This is a genomic window from Pseudomonas sp. YH-1 (assembly GCF_051990045.1).
GTDB lineage: Bacteria > Pseudomonadota > Gammaproteobacteria > Pseudomonadales > Pseudomonadaceae > Pseudomonas > Pseudomonas nicosulfuronedens.
In genome coordinates, this window is the sequence record NZ_CP178184.1 from 6,001,997 (window position 1) to 6,016,629 (window position 14,633).

The window sequence follows — 14,633 nt, forward strand, 5'->3', positions numbered from 1 at the left end:
ATGATTGGTACAACCTGAATGCACTCGATTCATGACCTGCGCCGCATCGATCTCAACCTGCTGGTGATCCTCGATGCGCTGCTGGAAGAACGCCACGTGTCCCGTGCCGCCGAGCGCCTGGCGATGACGCAGCCGGCGGTGAGCCATGCACTCAACCGCCTGCGTGACCTGCTCGACGACCCGCTGCTGGTGCGCACCGGCAACCAGATGCAGCTGACCCGCCGCGCCTTCGAGCTGGCCGGACCGCTGCGGGAAATCCTCGGCGGCGTGCGCCGGCTGGTGCTGGGCGATGACTTCGATCCGGCCAGCGCCGAGCTGGAGCTGCGCCTGGGCATGTCCGATTATGGCGCCTGGGTGGTGCTGCCCGCGCTGCTGCCGATTCTGCGCCGCGAGGCGCCGGGCATTCATCTGGACATCCGCCAGGCCTCACGCGTGGGCATGGCCGAACAGGTGGCGAGCGGCGAGCTGGACGGTGCCCTTGGGGTCTTCCCGATGCTGTCGGAAGGGCTGCGCGTGCAGCGCCTGTTCGAGGAGCGCTTCGTCTGCCTGTGTTCGAGGGAAATCCTGGGCGACAGAAAGCGCCTGGACCTGGACGCTTACCTTGCCGCGCCGCACCTGCGCGTTGCGCTGCAACAGAGCCCGGCGGAAGAAATCGACAGCCACCTGGAAAAGCTCGGCCGCCGCCGCAGGGTGGGCGCCACCGTTCCGCACTTCAGCGTGGCGCCAAGCCTGTTGGCGGGCACTGACATGGTCCTGACGATCGCCGCGCGGATGCTCCCCGATGATCTCGACAGCCATGGCCTGGCCAGCTTCGCACCACCGCTGAAACTGGCGCCTTTCGACTTCGTGCAGATCTGGTCGGAGACCAGCGAGGACGACCCGGCACGGCGCTGGCTGCGCGGCAAGCTGGCACAGGTCGCCGGCGACAGCTGAGGCGCTAGTCCGGCGTCTCCATGCGCCGGAGGATTTCCCCGACACGCTCGCCGAGCATTTCGTTGGCCGAGCGTTTCAGGCCGCGCGCCAGCTCCACCAGTACCACCTGCTCGGCCACCGGCCGCAGGCGCTGGAAGACTTCGGCGAGGCGCTCCAGATCGGCTGCACCAGGCAGCAGGTCGGCACCGGGCTTGTCCACCAGGTGGGTCACCACCAGCCGCACGATGCCGGCGGCCAGGTGTTCGGTGTCGGTGCGCAGCACCGCCAGATGATCCAGCAACGCCGCCAGCGGAATACCGGCGCGGTACAGTTCGACACCGGCATTGAACAGGCGCGGGCTGGGAATGCTGATGCGTTCGCCGTCGAATGCCAGCAGGCCCTGCGCCAGCGCCTGATCGATCACCGCATCATTCAGCTCGCCACCGAACAACGCTTGCAGGTCGGTGAACTCGATACTGCCGGGGGACTCCAGGTTCCACGGGCCAACGATGGCTTCGTCGAGGCCGAGTACATGGTCCAGGTCATGGCCGCTCTCCCAGCTCTCCAGCAGCTCCTTGATGTTGGCTATGTTGTAACCGCGCTCCAGCAGGCGGTTGATCAGCCGCAGCCGGCGCAGGTGGCCGGCGAAGTACACCCCGGCGCGCCCCCGGCGCTCGGGTGGCGGCAGCAGGCCGCGGTCCTGATAAGCACGCAGGTTGCGCACCGTGGTGCCGCCCTCGCGGGCCAGCTCATCCACGGAATACTCGCGCTCCTCTTCCAGTTCGGAAGGCGCGTCGTCCGGGCGCTGCAGCAGGCGCTGCAAGAGGTTCAGGGGTGTGCTCATGGCCGGATGATAGCCAGCGACATGCCCCCGGAACAATCGGAAGGATTAATCCTTCGGTGATCCTTTTCTCATCTCCCAGGCCCAACCAAAGACGGGAACTGCACCCGCTCGATTCCGCCCGCTCGCTCGGAACCCGCGCCGCCAGTGGCTCGTCGCTGCGGTAACACTCCAGGCCCGCCGCGCACGCATGGCGCAATGGTGAGCGATGGGTCAGCATCGATCATGACATCGACCGATGTAACGATAACAACAACCAGCCTGGAGAAAGTCATGTCCCAAGGCGCCTGGGTGCCCACCCCCGAAGACCTGCGGCACTTCCGCGAGATTCAGCAACTGGCCTACCGCTGCTGCGAAACCATTGCCGGCGAACTGCGCCCGGGCATCAGCGAGCGCGAGACCGCCGCCCTGATGAAGACCTGGCTGCTCGATCACGGCGTGCGCGACTGGTTCCACCAGCCCTTCGCCTGGTTCGGCAGCCGCACCTCGTTCAAGGGCTTCGACGGCCTGCGCCACCTGGGCGGCTTCAACCTGGCCTTCTACCCCGGCAAGCAGCGCCTGGAGGAAGGCATGCCCTTCATCCTCGACTGCGCGCCAACCCTGGGCGCCTACACCGCCGACGTCGGCTACTCCGGCGCACTGGGCCACAACCTGCTGGTGGAGCGCCTGATGGACGACCTGCTGGCGCACCGCAACCTGATCGTCGAACAAGTGCGCCAGCGCCTGCCGCTGGCCGAAGTCAGCCAGTCGGTGGACCGCCTCTGCCAGCGCCAGGGCACCCTGCCCCGACACAAGGCCTACCCTTTCGAAGTCCTGGCCCATCGCGTGGAAAAACTCGGCGCGCGCAACACCGGCCCATCGGTCGCGCGCTTTGGCGTGCGCAACATCGCCACGCTGATGAAGAACGCCCTGATCACCGGCCGCCGCGAAGGCTGGTCGCCGCTGTGGTCGAGCAATGACCGTTCGCAGCACGCGCCAACGCCGGGCCTCTGGGCGGTCGAACCGCACCTGGGCCTGCGCGGCGTGGGCGCCAAATTCGAAGAATTGCTGGTGGTCACCGAGCATGATGCCTACTGGCTGGACGACGACCTGCCCCACGTGCGCCGCTGGACCCAGCGCGGCCTGATCAGCGCCCCGGCGCGGCGGGAGGTGGCATGAACGCCATGCTGGAGAAAGCCCTGCCGGCACCGGAACGGCTGGACGTGCAGTCCGGCAACGTGCGCCTGGCCGTCTGGCGCTGGGGTGAACCGCATTTGCCGATGGTGCTGTTCATCCACGGCTACCCGGATAACCATGAAACCTGGCTGCCGTTGATCCGTCACCTGTCCGGCCGCTATCAACTGGTCGCCTACGACGTCCGCGGCGCTGGCGAATCGGACAAGCCGCGCAAGACCCGCGACTACCGCCTGGAACTGCTCAGCCAGGACCTCAAGGCGGTGCTCGACGCCGTCAGCCCGCAACGCGCGGTGCACCTGGTGGCCCACGACTGGGGTTCGATCCAGACCTGGGAGAGCGTCACCGATCCGCAGTTGCGCGCGCGCATCGCTTCCTACACCAGCGTCTCGGGCCCCTGTCTGGACCACGTCGGCTTCTGGATGCGTGACCGCCTGCGCCGCAAGACACCGCGCGCGTTGCTGCAGATGGCCAGCCAGCTGCTGCACTCCTGGTACATCTACTACTTCCACCTGCCGCTGCTGCCGTCGCTGTCCTGGCGCTTCGGCGCGGCGAAGGCCTGGCCGCAGTACCTGCGCAAGGTCGAAGGCATCCGCAACCCGGTGCGCAACCCGCACCAGGCCAGCGATGGCGAGCACGGGGTGAAGCTCTACCGGGCCAACTTCATCACCTCGATCTTCAAGCCACGCAAACGGCATACCGAGGTGCCGGTGCAACTCATCGTGCCGACCCGCGACCGCTACGTCGGCCAACAATTGTTCCAGCAACTCTCGCTGTGGGCGCCGCGCCTGTGGCGACGCGACGTCACCGCCGGGCACTGGCAGCTGCTTGCCGAGCCCGCTCAACTGGGCAACTGGATCGACGAGTTCGTCAGCCACATCGAGGGCGGCGAAGCCACACCGGAGTTGCAACGCGCCGCACTGAAACCGGGCTCCGGCCCGTTCGCCGGCAAGCTGGTGGTGGTGACTGGTGCGGGCGGCGGCATCGGCCGCTCGACCCTGCTGAGCTTTGCCGAGCGCGGCGCCAGCGTGCTGGCCGCGGACATCGACCCGGCCGCTGCCGAGCGCAGCGCCGAGCTGGCCCGCGCGGTGGGCGCCAGCGCCCACAGCTATTGCGTGGACGTGGGCGACAGCGCCGCCATGGAGCGTTTCGCCCAGTGGGTGAAGAGCAGCCTCGGCGTACCCGACGTGGTGGTGAGCAACGCCGGAATCGGCATGGCCGGGCCGATGCTCAAGACCACCCCGCAGGAATGGGAGCGCCTGCTGCGCATCAACCTCTGGAGCGTGATCGACGGTTGCCGGCTGTTCGGCCAGCAGATGGTCGGGGCCGGCAAGCCGGGACATCTGGTCAACGTTGCCTCCGGCGTGGCCTTCGCGCCCTCGCGCAACTACCCGGCCTACGCCACCAGCAAGGCAGCGGTGTTGATGCTCAGCGAATGTCTACGCGCCGAGCTGGCCGGCCACGGCATCGGCGTCAGCGCGGCGTGCCCGGGCTTCGTCGATACCGGCATCGTCCAGGCCACACGCTTCGCCGGCATGAATGACGAACAACAGGCGAAACACCGCGCCAGGGTGCAGCGCTTCTACCGTCGGCGCCGGCTCAGCCCGGACACCGTCGGCGAGCGCATCACCCGCGCGGTGGAACGCAACCAGCCGGTGGTGAAGGTCGGCAGCGAAGTGCACCTGGGCGCCCTGCAATGGCGCTTCATGCCCTGGCTGTCGCGCCTGTTCGCCCGCCTCAATCTGACTGCCTGAGAACTGCCATGAACGACCATCATCACAAGCTCGTACAACGCAAGGTGCAGTTCGACTACAGCGACTCGCCGCTGCACTGGATTCCCGGCGAGCCCGAGGCGTCCCACGCGATCAACGTCATCCACATGATGCTGCCGGCGGGGGAGTTGTGGTTCTGCCGGCTGTACAACAAGGCCCTGCCCTTCGTGAAGGAAGGCCGCCTGCGCGATGACGTGCAGGGTTTCATTCGCCAGGAAGCGATGCACGCCCGGGCGCACTCCGGTGCCCTGGAACGCTACCTGAGCCACCACGGCATCGACTCCACGCGTTACCTGAAGGTCATGGACTACCTGTTCGAACAACTGCTCAGCGACACACCGCTGGGTATCGAACTGTTCAACCGCACGCCTTGGCTCAAGCGCTGGTGGATCGGCCAGCGCTGCGCCATCGTCGCGGCGGTGGAGCACTTCACCTGCATTCTCGGCAAATGGATTCTCGAAGCCGACGCGCTGGACCGCGCCAAGGCCGACCCGGTGCTGCTCGACCTGTTCCGCTGGCACGGCGCCGAGGAAGTGGAGCACCGCAACGTCGCCCACGACCTGCACGTGCACCTGGGCGGTACCTTTGTCAGCCGACAGTTGTGGATGTTCGTGGTCTGGCCGCTGATCATCTACCTGTTCGCCTTCGGTACCCGCACCCTGTCGCGCCAGGACCCGACCATCGCCAAGCCACGCTCCTTCGCCGCCATCTGGCGCGATGGTTCGAAGACCGGCGTACTGCCGAAGATCAGCTCGCTGGCCACCAGCTTCCTGCGCTACTTCAAGCCCTGGTACCACCCGGACCACGAAGCCAACACCCAGGAAGCGCTGGACTACCTGGCCCGCTCGCCGGCCGCCAGCCGGGCCGCGCGCGCCTCATAGGGCCTGTTCGCGTGCCCGCGCAGTGGATGCGCGGCGCACGCCGAACGCATACTGCGGTCTTCTCCGTTCGTAACAGGGATGCCGACGTATGCCGATGGGAACCTACCCCCTCCACCCCGCCCTTCCCTCCCGCGTGGAGCGCCTGCCGGAGCAAGCGGATGTGGTCATCGCCGGCAGCGGCATCATGGGCTGCGCCACTGCCTGGCAGCTTGCCGGCCGTGGCCTGAGCGTGCTGGTGCTGGACAAGGCTGGCCTCGCCAGCCAACAGTCCACCCGCGCCTGGGGCTTCGTCCGCCAGCAGGCGCGCGACCCGGCGGAAGTGCCGCTGATGATCGCCGCCATCCCACTCTGGGAGCGCCTGGAAGCAGAGCTGCAACTGCCGCTGGAATGGCGCCAGGGCGGCTGCCTGTACCTGGCCGAAACGCCGGAGCAGCAGCGCAAGTACGAGGACTGGCTGAAGGTCGCCGCCAACTTCGGCCTCGGTACCCGGCTGCTGGGGCGTGCGGAAGTCGCAAGGCTGATGCCGGCGCTGAGCGATCCCGCACTCGGCGCCCTCTACACTGCCAACGACGGCCAGGCGGAACCGCGCCGCGTTGCCCCGGGTTATGTACTGCGCGCCACCGAGCGAGGTGCCTTGTTCGTCGAGGGCTGCGGCGTCACCGCAATCGACCGCGCCGCCGGCGCGATCTGCGGCGTGCAGACCGAGCGCGGCTATGTAAAGACCCGGCGATTACTGGTCTGCGCCGGTGCCAGCAGCTGGCGTCTGGTGCAGAGCCTCGGGCTGGAGCTGCCGCAGCAGGCCGTACGCTGTACCGTCTCCCGCACCAGCCCTGGCCCGGACATCGGCGCGCAGAGCTTCATCGGCCATGGTATCGGCTTGCGCCAGCGCACCGACGGCAGCATCAACCTTGCCGACGAAACCCAGGCCGACATCGACCTCAATCTCGATTACCTGCGTGGTGCGCGGCACTACCTGCCGCATCTGCCGGAACACCGCGCGGGCTTCTCCTTCAAGCTCAATGGCGCGCTCTTCCACGACCTGCGCCAGCGCCTGCCCGGCTCCGAGCGTAGCGTGAACGGTCCGGTACTCGGCGAACGTGATCCGCAGGTAAAGGCAAACACCTCGCGCGTGTTCCAGGCGCAGGCCAACCTCGCCAAGGCATTCCCGGCGCTACGCGATGTGAAGGTGGTGGAAAGCTGGGCCGGCCTGATCGACGTGCTGCCCGACGGCATCCCGGTGCTTGATGCTCCGCCTGAAGTGCCGGGCCTGCTGATCGCCACCGGCTTCTGCGGCCACGGTTTCGCCATGGGCCCCATCGTCGGCCAATTGATGAGCCAGTGGATTCACAAGGGCGAAGCCGGGATGGACCTGCATGCCTTCAGGCTGCGGCGCTTCGCCGATGGAACGGCAGGCAAGCCTTACTCGCTGTTCTGATGGAGCGCTTTTCGCTCTTCGTAGGAGCGCCCCTACTCGCCCTCTTCCACCACCGGCGAATCATCGCTCAACGCCCGCTCTAGCCAATCCGTCGGCAGGTTCTTGCTGGCCCGCGCACCGAGCAGCTTCACCTGCTCGGCTCGGCTGATCAGGTTGCCGCGCCCTTCACAGAGCTTGTTGCGCGCCGCCGCGTAAGTCTTGTCCAGTTGCTGCAGCCGGGTGCCCATCTCGTCCAGATCCTGCACGAAGAGCACGAACTTGTCGTACAGCGCCCCGGCACGCTCGGCGATCTCGCGGGCATTCTGGTTCTGCCGCTCCTGGCGCCACAGGCTCTCGATCACCCGCAGCGTCGCCAGCAGGGTGGTCGGGCTGACGATCACGATGTTGCGCTCGAAGGCCTCCTGGAACAGGTTCGGCTCGGCCTGCAGCGCCGCCGAGAAAGCGGCTTCGATCGGCATGAACAGCAGCACGAAGTCGAGGCTGTGCAGTCCCTCCAGGCGACGGTAATCCTTGTCGGACAGACCCTTCACATGGCTGCGCAGCGACAGCACATGCGCCTTGAGTGCCTGCTGGCGGATCACCTCGTCGTCCGCGGCAATGAACTGCTGGTAGGCAGTGAGGCTGACCTTGGCATCCACCACCACCTGCTTGTCGCCAGGCAGGCGGATCAGCACGTCAGGCTGGAAGCGCTCGCCATCCGGCGCGCGCAGGCTCACCTGGGTTTCATACTCGCGGCCCTTCTCCAGGCCGGCGTGTTCCAGTACGCGCTCAAGCACCAGCTCTCCCCAGTTGCCCTGGGTCTTCTGGCCCTTCAGCGCACGGGTCAGGTTGGTGGCTTCCTCGCCCAGACGCAGGTTCAATTGCTGCAGACGCTCCAGCTCCTTGGTCAGCGAGAAGCGCTCACGAGCCTCGGCTTGGTAGCTCTCCTCCACCCGTTTCTCGAAGGACTGGATGCGCTCCTTCAGTGGGTCAAGCAACTGCCCGAGACGCTGCTGGCTGGACTCGGCAAAACGCTGCTCGCGTTCGTCGAAAATCTTCCCGGCCAGCTCGGCGAACTGTGCCCGCAGGTCATCCTTTGCGGCTTGCAGATCGCCCAGGCGCTGCTGGTGATTCTCCTGCTGCTCGCGCAGCTCGGCCGAGAGCGCCGCATGCTCGGCGGAGAGTCGACGCAGTTCGACTTCCTTATCGGCGCGCTCGGCCTGCCAGTCCTGCTCGGCGTTGCCCAGGCGCGCACGCTCGTCTTTGCCCAGCTCGACTTCACGGCGCAATGCCGCTGCCTCGGCGGAGAGTTCGCTGTGTCGGCCGCTAAGGCGCTGGAAAGCCTCGCGGTCCGCTTCGGAGCGGGCGGACAGTCCGTCCTGCGCCAGTTGCGCAGTGGCCAGGCGCTCGCGCAGCAGGGTTGCCTCCTGTTCCACCTCCACCCTGCGCGCCTGCAGGCGCCACGCGAGCGCCGCCATGGGCAGCAATCCGGCGAGCGCACCGAGCAACAGGGCGGAAAGATCGAGAGGCATGCAGGACTCCGAGGTGTGGCAATGGATCGCGCCAGTCTAACAGTCGCCCGCGCGATCAGCCCTCGTCCGCTGTAAGGGCCCTGGGACAAGGCTCCTGAGCAAGCGCTCGGGACAATCCACAGAAGCTGTGGATAACTCAGTGGAGAACTTGCTTAAAACATCCCATACCCCCAGTGAACTGGGGCCGCACGACAGATTGGTGATTTTTTCACCAATAGAAATTTCCTTTATTTTTCAACAAGTTAAAAAACGCAAGGAAATTCACGGGGTGGCCATCTGCAATGTTTCGGGGCCTTGACAGAGTGCGTCAGCATTGTGCACAAGTGCGCGCCACGCAGCAGCCGACCGCCCCGTTTCAGGGCAGTGGATAGGAAGTGTTCTCAGGCAGACAGTGCATTCAACCGGGCTACGTGTGCGTCGGAAGCTCCGTCCTCCGACGCCGATACCCAGAGAATTTCATGCGATCTGAACCTGCCGGCGCGGCATACGCTGCGGCCGGACGATGCGGGGTGGTTCGGGAAGCTGAATCGCCAGCTGCTCGGCGGCACAGACTCGCGCATAAATGCGCTCGGCCGAACTGCGGCTGGTGCAGTCGTAGAAGAATTGATTGAGGTAAACGCGCCAGCGACGATCGTCGCTGGGATGGACGGCTATCCGTATATCCATGGTCTGGCGCTCCCTGCTTGGCCATCCCGCAACATACACCGCTCACCGTGACACGACAGTGGCAAAACGATGAACGGTCAGGCCGGATGCGGCAGCCTGCCATCCACCAGATATTGCTCGCGCCGGTAGAGTCGTGGGCTGTCGGGCACCTGCGCATGCTTGAAGGCGACATACTCGGAAGTCGTCTCGCATAGCCACGGCATCAGGTTACGCGGGCGCTTCTCGGTGAACGCCGAGGGAGCGAACAACGCGACGTTCACGCCGCCCTGCGGGCAGCGTGCCGAACGGTATTCAAAGGCCTCCACGCCCGCCTCGCGCATCGCACTTCCCAGGCCTTGGGTCACACTGTAATCCTGCGGATCGAGCAGTGCTTCGTGCTCACGGAAAGGCGGCAGGTGAAGACGCACCCCCTTCTGCACCTGGAAACGCGCTTCGAACGAGGCGTGCTCGGAAAGGATTCGCCCACTGGGCGGCGGCGTCGCCATCCCCTCCCACAGCACGAAACGGTAGAAAGCTGATTCCGCCATGGCCGTTTCCAACTTGAGCGCGCCGTAGAACAGGCTCGGCTCATGCCGCCGACCGAAGCGCGAGCCCCAGCGCAGCGGCGGATAACGAAACGGCGTCTTCAATAGATAGTGCAGCGGCTCGGCGGCAGGTGGCATGTGCGGCTTGCTGGTTTCCAGCAACTCCTCGAGTAGCGCCTGCTCTTCCAGGGTGTCCACCAACTGCAGCGTCGCCACCTGTCCCTGGCTCTCCACCAAACGCACCAGGCGCCCACGAATGGGAGCGACGACCGAATCCTCATACTTCGCCCAGAGACGGGTGCCAGCGGTGAAGGACATTCAGACCTTGCCCCGGATGGCGTCCAGGTACTCGACCACCGCAACCAGCCCCTGCACCTGCTCCATCAACTGAAGCGGCACGCCGCCCAGGTGGCGGTTCTCGGTACGCAGGAAGTGGCGCATGTCTTCATGGTTGCCACCGAACAGCGCGAACAGCGCGCGGTAGATGCGCACCAGCAATAGCGCCAGCTCGCCGGTCTTGCTGTCGACGCGCAGGCCGTTCTGCTTCCAGCGACTCACCGCGCTGCGGTCCACGCCGACGATGGCGGCCAGTTCCTGCTGGGTCATCGCCAGGTGTTCGCGCGCCGTCAGCACGGCCTTGGCCAGGACGGCATCGGCGACCGGGTTTTCCTTCAGCAGAGCACTCATGGCGAGTCTCCTATCAGTGCATTTGCTGCAAACATATCATCAAATGCTGAAACTGCACAAAGATAGCGGCACAAGGAAATACACCGGATTGCGCTTTCGTCCGCTCTGTATCAGCGAACTGACAAAGCAGAGAATTTCTTTACCGAACATTTACTTACGCTTGGCGTTCGTTGACCCGCCCGCGCGGTCTCATGAAGTACCCGGATCGTCCGGGACGATGAAAGCAGGATTCGCACTCCGGCACTGCCGGATGCTTTAGGAGAAACACCATGAAGAAGTCAGTCGCCCTGATCTGTGCCGCCCTGATGCTCGGCAGCCCGCTGGCGAGTTTCGCCCAGCCGGGGGGCGGCCCGGACAATGGCCCGAACCGTCCGGACAATCGACAGCCGCAGCAGCAACAACAGCGGCCGCCCCAGCAGCAACAGCAACACCCAGGGCAGCAACAGCAATATCAGCAGCGACCTCAGCAGCAACAGCCACACGGCAACTACAACCAGGGGCGCAATGGCCACGGCGATCCGCGCTACTACAAGAACCCGAACTATCGCCCGCAAGCCGGTATGCCCGTGCCTCATCGCGATTGGCGCCGTGGAGTAGTCGTGGAACCGAACTACCGGGGCGACCGTTACTGGGTCACTGACTGGCAAGCCCGCCACCTTTACGCTCCGCCGCGTGACCATCGCTGGCTCTACGTCAACGGCGATTACATCCTGGTTGCCATTGCCAGCGGGCTGATCGTCAACATCCTGGCCGGCTACTGATCCGCTTCAGGCACTGGCGCTGAGCATGGAGCCCGCGCCGCTACCGCCGGCCTTGCGGATCGCCTCGGCCAGTGCCGCGGCGGTCTGCTGCATGGCTGCGCTAGTGCTGGCGATGCGGCTTTGCAGCGCCATGAGCGCAGCAGTGCGCTCGGCATCCGAGGAATAGTGGCGCTTCTGCGCCTCAGCCAGCTCCCGCTGCTCCTGCTGCAACTGCTTCTGCAATTCCTTCAGGCGCTTCTGCAGTTGTTCGACCGTTGTGCTGGAGCCTCCAGAGCTGCCGGAACTCTTGTCGCTCTTGCCGCTGGGCGCTGTGCCGCCAGCTTGCAGGCGCGGGCTATCACCAGTACTACTGGCGCTCTCATTGGTAGTTCCAGCCGATGCTTTGGCATCACTCGCCACACGAAGCTGGGTGGCAAAAGTCTGGATGGCGGGGGTAATGGAAAGGCTCATGCCGGATGTCCTTTGCTCCGGGAATTCAGCCGTTCTATCGGCCGTCGTGGGAAAAACTTGAAAGCGCCTTCGCACAACACGACAAAGCCCCTAGGATAGGCGCCTTTATCTCCAGCCTGTCGCCATGGACAAGAAACGCGCCTATCAACTGATCCTCGTCCGCCTCGCCGAAGACCTCGAGGTCGCCGTACGCGCCGCCCGGACGGCCCACGAAACCGCGACCCACGAGGAGAATGTCGCCGAGAACAAATACGACACCCTTGGCCTGGAAGCGGCCTATCTCGCCGCCGGTCAATCGCGCCGCGTAGAAGAAATCCGTCAGGCCCTGTCGCTGTTCGAGAATCTGCAACTGCGCGATTTCGACGAGGACCAGGGCATCCAGACCAGCGCTCTGGTGCAACTGGTCAACGAGCGGCACCAGCAGCGCTGGGTGTTCCTCGGCCCTGACGGCGCCGGCCTCAAAGTGCAGTACGAAGGTACCGAGATCCTCGTCATCACCACCCGCGCCCCACTGGGCAGCGCCCTGCTCCATCGCCATCCCGGCGACGAAGTGGAAGTGGGCACCGGTGGCGCGCGCCAACGTTACGAAATCCTCGACGCCTGCTGAAAGTCTCTATGCCCGTCCGCTTCTCAGCAGTCGAGCGCATCGATGAAAAAACTGAGCGGAACAGACAATACCCGGCACACAGGCTGGCGCAGACTAAGCTTCAAGGCCACACCTCATCCCTCCCGGCCTCAAGGAGAAGCACCATGCTGTTCAACTGGTCCGAGTACGTCCCTGCCGTGAAAAAAGCCTTCGGTGCCCTGGGCAAGAAACACCCGAAGATGATCGCTGCCTACCAGGCCCTCGAGGCCGCCGCCGCTGACGGCGACGCCCTGGACGCCAAGACCCGCGAACTCATCGCCATTGCCGTGGCAATCACCACCCGCTGCGATGGCTGCATCGGCGTCCACGCCGAAGCCGCGCGCAAGGCCGGCGCCACCGAAGCCGAGATCGCCCAGACCCTGGCCACGGCCATCTCGCTCAACGCCGGCGCCGCCTACATCTACTCCCTGCGCGCCCTCGAAGCCTACGAGTCCGCCGCCGCCCCGAAATGAGTCCTCGCCCGCAGCGCTTCTCCAGCGCCGCGGGCCTGCCTCTTTCCCTTCAGAGCCCGGATGGGGTATCAGTGGGGCCTAACCAGCCAAAGCCTCAGCCCATGTCGCAGCCCACACTCGGTTTCTGGAAACTCACTTTCGCTATTGCCGCCGGCATCTGGCTCGGCAGCCTGGCAGTTGCCGCCACCGCCTGGCTGATCTGGCCCGACCTTCCGCCCGCCGTCATCGCTCGCCTCGCACAACCCTCCGCAGGAACTCCCGCCAGCCCCCTGCCTGCGCGCAGCAATGAAGAGATGTTCCAGCAATACCTGCAACGGCAGCAGGCCACGCAGGAACAGCAGAATCGTCAAATAGAGAAATCGGAGCAGGGAAAACGCTTCAATGGCGCGCCGTGCCAGTTCTGGCTACAGCAGTATCAGGCGAATCCCACGGAGGGGAATCGGGAGAAGATGGATGGGTATTGCGGGTGATGAAGCGCTGGACGGAAATTGTCCGATTGCAGAAAAGACAAAACCCCTGAAACGTCAGCATTTCAGGGGTTTTGGCCATATGTAATGGCGGAGAGATAGAGATTTGAACCATAGGACATCTACCTATACATCCTCGCAGGCCCCGTAAAGTCAGGGCTGCGCATTCCTCAGTGGGCGCAAAAGGAGGGAGAGGGAGCGCAAATCTGTCCTAAGATTTCCCGCGAATTCGGCTCAGCGAGCGGTCGCTGTATGCGGCGGGGACGTTACACCAAACGAAGCTGTCATGGAGCGGTGATGGGATCTCAGGTGGAGCAGCTTCGCTTTGTCGCAGAAGAGCCGCTGCTACCGCCGATGAGGCTCGTGTATTCTCGCCCATTATAGGAAATTACCACCATCTGAAGGATCAGCCCCGGTAATGAAACCACTCGTTGTCGCAATAGTTGTACTCAGCCTCACCGGATGCGGTGCCACCCAGAAGGTCAATGTTCGGAACGAAGCCGAAGCATCCAGATATGACCCCTCGTCTATGGCACGCATTCGTCTCTTCGCCCAAGGGATGATCCAAGGCGGGTATGTCAGCGGCAAAAGTTGCGAGAGCTTCTACAACGACACCACGGCCCAGGCAGATCCTGAACGGGCTGGCTGGAAAAATGGCGATGCACACCTGGGTGAGATGTTCCGGCGAGAGGAAAACTCCGTCGTCGGCATGCCTGCGAGCAAGTCGACTGCCGAGATTAACGAGTCTCGCCTCTATTACAACGAGCACGTCGTTCCCGCAAACCGGCCCCTTATTGTCGGTTACGTGGCGGGCGGACCTGGCTCAGTTTACTGCAAGCCCTTTCCGATCATCTTCACCCCCCAGCCAGGCCAAGATTATGAGGCGTGGTATCAGTACACCCGCAACCAATTCAACCAGCCTGCCTGCACCATCTCTCTACAGAAGATAGTGACTGTTGGTGATGCCCCAGTTGAGCGTCGCGTGATGCCGCTGGCCTGCATCGGCGAAAAGGTCGGCGAGTACCAGACTGCCGACCCATTCGTGAAAGCGGAGTATCTACGGCAGCCCGAGTCGACTGTCGGCCCGTAAGGCATATTCGAACTTCTGTTCCTACAGACTTAGCCATGCGCGACATTCATCAACATACTGACACCGCCGCCTGCAGCTGAAGTTCAAATCCCTTCCTCTGTTCAAGCTCGGCCAGCAAGGCACGGACCTTGTTTTGCAGGCTATCGCCCTTGCGCAGCGAGACCGTCGCCCAGGTGGACACTTCCACTGCCGGCGGGCGGCACGGAACTGCCACCGGCACCTCCACGCGCACTGTGCGCGGCTCAGGCACGACCTGGCCGGCGCATCCCGCCAGCGCGACCATCAGCAACTAGAAGCCACTTCATAGCCTCAACTCCTTGTCGATCAACAACTCGGCCACCGCTGCCGGGTTGCCATCGGCGCGC

17 protein-coding genes are annotated in these 14,633 nt (G+C 64.6%); 10 read left to right on the forward strand and 7 right to left on the reverse strand.

Translation table 11 applies throughout. From position 1 onward, the window contains the following. The first annotated feature begins 18 nt into the window (after positions 1-18). Entirely contained in the window at positions 19-933 is a 915-nt protein-coding gene (locus ACKI1H_RS27605) for a LysR family transcriptional regulator (RefSeq protein WP_440466969.1), read from the forward strand. A 4-nt stretch (positions 934-937) separates the two neighbouring features. Here the strand turns inward: ACKI1H_RS27605 and ACKI1H_RS27610 are convergent, their stop codons facing one another. Continuing rightward, complete coding sequence (locus tag ACKI1H_RS27610; RefSeq protein WP_280056066.1) at positions 938-1,756, reverse strand: MerR family transcriptional regulator; 819 nt, start codon at positions 1,754-1,756, stop codon at positions 938-940. 270 nt (positions 1,757-2,026) lie between these two features. Here ACKI1H_RS27610 and ACKI1H_RS27615 point away from each other — a divergent pair, with 270 nt between their 5' ends. The 4 genes from ACKI1H_RS27615 (at position 2,027) to ACKI1H_RS27630 (ending at position 7,014) form a co-directional block, all read left to right on the forward strand. Next, positions 2,027-2,911 carry a M24 family metallopeptidase gene (locus ACKI1H_RS27615; RefSeq protein ID WP_440466970.1) on the forward strand — a complete coding sequence of 295 codons (885 nt, stop codon included), beginning with the start codon at positions 2,027-2,029 and terminating at the stop codon, positions 2,909-2,911. After that, positions 2,908-4,680 (forward strand): SDR family oxidoreductase, encoded by a 1,773-nt coding sequence (locus tag ACKI1H_RS27620; RefSeq protein ID WP_440466971.1) that lies wholly within the window; start codon positions 2,908-2,910, stop codon positions 4,678-4,680. Before ACKI1H_RS27615 ends, ACKI1H_RS27620 begins: the two co-directional genes overlap by 4 nt. An 8-nt stretch (positions 4,681-4,688) precedes the next feature. Beyond that, entirely contained in the window at positions 4,689-5,579 is an 891-nt protein-coding gene (locus ACKI1H_RS27625) for a metal-dependent hydrolase (RefSeq protein ID WP_138526332.1), read from the forward strand. A gap of 94 nt (positions 5,580-5,673) precedes the next feature. After that, complete coding sequence (locus tag ACKI1H_RS27630) at positions 5,674-7,014, forward strand: NAD(P)/FAD-dependent oxidoreductase (RefSeq protein WP_440466972.1); 1,341 nt, start codon at positions 5,674-5,676, stop codon at positions 7,012-7,014. Positions 7,015-7,046: 32 nt separating this feature from the next. Here ACKI1H_RS27630 and rmuC read toward each other — a convergent pair whose 3' ends face one another. The 4 genes from rmuC to ACKI1H_RS27650 form a co-directional block, all read right to left on the reverse strand. Next, on the reverse strand, positions 7,047-8,411 hold the full coding sequence (gene rmuC, locus ACKI1H_RS27635; RefSeq protein ID WP_440468918.1) for a DNA recombination protein RmuC: 1,365 nt from the start codon (positions 8,409-8,411) through the stop codon (positions 7,047-7,049). A gap of 570 nt (positions 8,412-8,981) precedes the next feature. Next, positions 8,982-9,191, reverse strand: coding sequence for a hypothetical protein (locus ACKI1H_RS27640; RefSeq protein WP_138526329.1), 210 nt, complete (start codon positions 9,189-9,191; stop codon positions 8,982-8,984). Positions 9,192-9,268: 77 nt separating this feature from the next. Further along, a complete protein-coding gene (locus ACKI1H_RS27645) occupies positions 9,269-10,033 on the reverse strand; it encodes an RES family NAD+ phosphorylase (RefSeq protein WP_440466973.1) in 765 nt (254 codons plus the stop codon). Further along, on the reverse strand, positions 10,034-10,402 hold the full coding sequence (locus ACKI1H_RS27650) for an MbcA/ParS/Xre antitoxin family protein (protein WP_045210335.1): 369 nt from the start codon (positions 10,400-10,402) through the stop codon (positions 10,034-10,036). 269 nt (positions 10,403-10,671) lie between these two features. On the opposite strand from ACKI1H_RS27650, the gene ACKI1H_RS27655 reads away from it, so the two are divergent. Next, positions 10,672-11,163, forward strand: coding sequence for an RcnB family protein (locus tag ACKI1H_RS27655; protein WP_440466974.1), 492 nt, complete (start codon positions 10,672-10,674; stop codon positions 11,161-11,163). Between the two features lie 6 nt (positions 11,164-11,169). Here ACKI1H_RS27655 and ACKI1H_RS27660 read toward each other — a convergent pair whose 3' ends face one another. Beyond that, entirely contained in the window at positions 11,170-11,613 is a 444-nt protein-coding gene (locus ACKI1H_RS27660) for a hypothetical protein (RefSeq protein ID WP_138526325.1), read from the reverse strand. Between the two features lie 124 nt (positions 11,614-11,737). Between ACKI1H_RS27660 and ACKI1H_RS27665 the strand changes: the two genes are divergently transcribed. The 4 genes from ACKI1H_RS27665 to ACKI1H_RS27680 all read left to right on the forward strand — a co-directional run bounded on the left by ACKI1H_RS27665 (position 11,738) and on the right by ACKI1H_RS27680 (position 14,268). Continuing rightward, complete coding sequence (locus tag ACKI1H_RS27665; protein ID WP_138526324.1) at positions 11,738-12,220, forward strand: GreA/GreB family elongation factor; 483 nt, start codon at positions 11,738-11,740, stop codon at positions 12,218-12,220. 143 nt (positions 12,221-12,363) lie between these two features. Further along, positions 12,364-12,711, forward strand: a complete 348-nt coding sequence (locus ACKI1H_RS27670; protein WP_017522075.1) for a carboxymuconolactone decarboxylase family protein — start codon at positions 12,364-12,366, stop codon at positions 12,709-12,711. Positions 12,712-12,812: 101 nt separating this feature from the next. Beyond that, positions 12,813-13,181: a hypothetical protein gene (locus tag ACKI1H_RS27675; RefSeq protein WP_440466975.1), complete on the forward strand. Its 369-nt coding sequence runs from the start codon at positions 12,813-12,815 to the stop codon at positions 13,179-13,181. Positions 13,182-13,596: 415 nt separating this feature from the next. Beyond that, positions 13,597-14,268: a hypothetical protein gene (locus ACKI1H_RS27680; protein ID WP_440466976.1), complete on the forward strand. Its 672-nt coding sequence runs from the start codon at positions 13,597-13,599 to the stop codon at positions 14,266-14,268. A gap of 49 nt (positions 14,269-14,317) precedes the next feature. Here the strand turns inward: ACKI1H_RS27680 and ACKI1H_RS27685 are convergent, their stop codons facing one another. Further along, complete coding sequence (locus tag ACKI1H_RS27685) at positions 14,318-14,551, reverse strand: hypothetical protein (RefSeq protein WP_440468919.1); 234 nt, start codon at positions 14,549-14,551, stop codon at positions 14,318-14,320. Between the last annotated feature and the right edge of the window lie 82 nt (positions 14,552-14,633).